This is a genomic window from Streptomyces alkaliphilus (assembly GCF_014141535.1).
GTDB classification, from domain to species: Bacteria; Actinomycetota; Actinomycetes; order Streptomycetales; family Streptomycetaceae; genus Streptomyces; species Streptomyces alkaliphilus.
In genome coordinates this window covers 1-3,196 of record NZ_VKHT01000612.1, presented here as the reverse complement: position 1 = coordinate 3,196, position 3,196 = coordinate 1, and the positions used below count along the sequence as shown (strand labels likewise).

At 71.6% G+C, this 3,196-nt stretch carries 5 protein-coding genes; all 5 read right to left on the bottom strand.

The window, feature by feature from the left end; all coding sequences use genetic code 11:
* Nucleotides 1-60 precede the first annotated feature (60 nt).
* The 5 genes from fabG to FNQ90_RS17430 are packed head-to-tail and all read right to left on the bottom strand — an operon-like array spanning nt 61 to nt 3,155.
* Nucleotides 61-807, bottom strand: a complete 747-nt coding sequence (fabG, locus tag FNQ90_RS17450) for a 3-oxoacyl-[acyl-carrier-protein] reductase (RefSeq protein WP_182607236.1) — start codon at nt 805-807, stop codon at nt 61-63.
* Between the two features lie 34 nt (nt 808-841).
* A complete protein-coding gene (locus FNQ90_RS17445; RefSeq protein ID WP_182607235.1) occupies nt 842-1,351 on the bottom strand; it encodes a 3-hydroxyacyl-ACP dehydratase FabZ family protein in 510 nt (169 codons plus the stop codon).
* Entirely contained in the window at nt 1,348-1,746 is a 399-nt protein-coding gene (locus tag FNQ90_RS17440; protein ID WP_182607234.1) for a 3-hydroxyacyl-ACP dehydratase FabZ family protein, read from the bottom strand. The genes FNQ90_RS17445 and FNQ90_RS17440 overlap by 4 nt, the downstream gene beginning before the upstream one ends.
* Nucleotides 1,743-2,006 carry an acyl carrier protein gene (locus FNQ90_RS17435; RefSeq protein ID WP_143623014.1) on the bottom strand — a complete coding sequence of 88 codons (264 nt, stop codon included), beginning with the start codon at nt 2,004-2,006 and terminating at the stop codon, nt 1,743-1,745. Before FNQ90_RS17435 ends, FNQ90_RS17440 begins: the two co-directional genes overlap by 4 nt.
* Before the next feature lie 33 nt (nt 2,007-2,039).
* Nucleotides 2,040-3,155 carry a beta-ketoacyl synthase N-terminal-like domain-containing protein gene (locus FNQ90_RS17430; RefSeq protein WP_182607233.1) on the bottom strand — a complete coding sequence of 372 codons (1,116 nt, stop codon included), beginning with the start codon at nt 3,153-3,155 and terminating at the stop codon, nt 2,040-2,042.
* Nucleotides 3,156-3,196: the final 41 nt, after the last annotated feature.

Below are 3,196 nucleotides of genomic sequence, written 5' to 3'. Positions count from 1 at the left end.
GGGGCGGGCGGGTGCCCGGTTGTCGTCATGGTGTTTCCCGGGTTCGGACGGTCACGGGATTCAGACGGTCATGCCGCCGTCGATCTGGATGACGGCCCCGGTGATGTACGCGGCACGTTCGCTCGCCAGATAGGCGACGAGGTCCGCCACCTCCTCGGCCCGGCCGAAGCGTCGCAGCGGAACCTGCTTCGCCGCTTCCTTCTTGACCTTTTCGGAAAGCTCGGCGGTCATATCGGTCTCGATGTAGCCCGGCGCCACCACATTGGCCCGGATGTTGTACCGGCCGACTTCCTTGGCGAGCGCCTTGGAAAAACCGATGATGCCCGATTTGGAGGCGGAATAGTTGGACTGGGTGGCGTTTCCGTACACACCGGCGATGGAGGATATGTTGATGATCGTGCCGGATTTGCGCTTCATCATCTCGAAGATCACCGAGCGGCACACGTGGTACACGCCGTCCAGGTTGGTGTCCAGGACGGCGTGCCAGTCCTCGTCGGTCATGAGGACCAGCGGGTTGTCCCGGGTGATGCCGGCCGAACTGACCGCCAGGTCGATCGGCCCCAGCTCCGACTCCGTGCGGGCGACCCACTCCCGGACCGACTCGGCGTCGGTCACGTCGACCCGGACGGCGAGCACCCGGTGACCGAACTCGCCGGCCTCCTTCTCCAGTTGCAGCGCGGCCTGCTCGTCGGAGCGGTAGCAGAAACCGACGTCGTACCCCTCGGCGGCGAGCCGCAGGACCACGGCCCGGCCGATGCCCCGCGATCCGCCGCTCACCAGGGCGACCGGGGCTGTGTTGTCCGTCATGACGTTCTCCTCATCGACTGTGTCGGTCGGCCGGTCACCGGCCGCCGGTCCGGGACACGACCCCGGGGTGTGGGTCCGGGGTGTCGGCCCCGGGTCGTTCGCCCGGGCGGAAGGCGACGGTGACCCGGCCGACGGTCAGCACGGGTTCGCCGTCGACCCGGCTCCCACCCTCGAAGATCATCGTGTCGTTCACGGCGCGCTCCAGGCGGACGTGATGCTCGACGGTGTCCCCGGGCAGGACCCGCCGGTGGAACCCGACATCGCTCATGGAGCCGAACAACATGACCTGCCCCTCGACCCCGTCGCCCGCCAGGCGCTTGGCCAGGAGCCCCGCCGTCTGGGTCCATGACTCGATCAGCAGGAAGTCCGGGTAGGCCAGGTCCTCGCGGGTCGCCCGCGGGCCGAGCCGGGCGTACCAGGGTTCGTTCACCGTGACGGCCTTGATCGCCCGTATCGCGTCCGGCCCCAGCTCGGTCACCCGGTCGACCAGCAGCATCGGGTACCGGTGCGGAAGCGCGGCGCGCACGCCCTCGGTGGTGATCACGCGGGGTCCTCCCGCCGGTAGCGCAGGCGGATCGAGGCGGCCCGGCCGCGCTCCGTCTCCACCCGGGCGGCGCAGCGCCAGTCCTCGCCGCGCGGCGACCAGCTCAGCTCGATCCCCAGTTCGTCACCGGGGTGGACCGCGGTCAGGAACCGGCAGGACTCCACGGCCGCCAGCCGCGCCCCCTCGGCCCCGGGCGGCATGACCGCCTCGGCGGCGCGGCGCACGCACTCCATCACGCAGACGCCGGGGAAGATCGGGAAGTCCGGGTAGTGCCCGGCGAATACGGGCTCGTCCCCGGTGATCGTCACCGAGAAGCCCGCCGACCACGCCCCGGAGTCCTCGTCCCGGGCGGGTTCGCGCACCACCCGCGGGGCGGCCAGGACCGGGCTGGTCACGAACACTCCCGCAGCTTCTGGCACAGCAGGTCGTAGGTGCTCTCCAGGGTCCGCACCGAACGCATCTCCGTCTCGGCGAACTTGATCCCGTACCTGCGTTCCAACACGACGACGACCTCGAGGGCCATCAGGGAGTCGACGCCCAGCGACTCCACGAAGTCGGCCCCGTCCCGGATCTCGGCCACGTCGGCGTCGATGGTCTCGGCCAACAGTTCCCGCAGTTCTTCCCGGTCGAGTCCGGTGACCGCGTCGATTGTCATGCTCTTCCCTTTCGTAGGACCGGTGGGCGTTCGTCAGCCCACCGGCATGCGCAGCGCGGCACAGGCGACCACACCGTTGTCGTCCACCGAGGAGACGAGGGCGACGCCGCCGGAAGGGGGCGTCGAGCGTTCGGCGAGGCCCAGCAGCGCTGCGATCTGGAAGGCCGCGGAGGCCGCCGCGGTGTCCCCGATGGCCCGCATGGACGGCGCCCGGTCCACCACCTCGGCGCCGAAACGCGCGGTCAGCGCCTCGCGCTCCCGCTCACCGGCGAGGCCCGCGAGCCCGGAGGTCGAGACCGCCCACACGTCCCCGGGGTCGACCCCGCCGCGCCGCAGGACCCCCTCCACGCAGGCGGTGAGCGCCTCGTGCGGGTCGTCGCCGAAGTACACCCGCGATTCCACGGCGAGCACCTCGGCCAGGGCGCGGCCGTCGGCTTCCGGGGAGTCGGCGGCCTCCAACATGAACATGGCGCATCCCTCGCCGAGGAGGGCTCCGGCGGCGTCCTCGCCGCGCCGGTGGTGGTCCAGCCACGCCCGCGCGTTCGAGAACTCCTCGGCCGCGCCGTACAGCACGGTCCTGGCGCGGCCGGAGTCCAGCAGGCCGCGGGCGTAGCTCAGCGCGGACAGTCCGGCGACGCGACCGCCGGCGATGGTGGTGTTCGGCCCCTTGAGGCTGTGCCGGATGGCGCACTGGCCCGCGGCGCAGTTCATCACCGCGTTCGGCATCAGCGAGGGGTCCACGTAGAACGGGCGCTCCCCCACCAGCGAGGCGCGGGTGAAGTCCATCATGCTCTGCGCGCTGCCGGTGGTGGTGCCCAGGACCAGGGCGGTCTCCTCGTCGGAGGCCGTGCGCCGGTCGCCGGAGTCGCGCAACAGGTCGCGGACCGCGGTGGCGGCCAGCCCGGTCACCCGGTCCATCGACCGGGTGCCCTTCTTGCCGAGGACCTCGCGCAGTTCGAATCCGGGCACCACGCAGGCGCGGCTGTCCGGACCCGCCCACTCCTCGGGGTCCAGTGCGCGGGAGGTGTCCTCGCCGGCCAGCACGCCGGCCACGAACTCGTCCCTGCCGATGCCGAACGGCGACACCGCGGACCAGGCGGTGATCACCGGCCGGGGCGCGGCCGTCGGCGCGGTCGCCGAAAGGGTCATGGTCACATTCCGTTCTGTTCGAAGGGCCGGGGGCCCCGGGG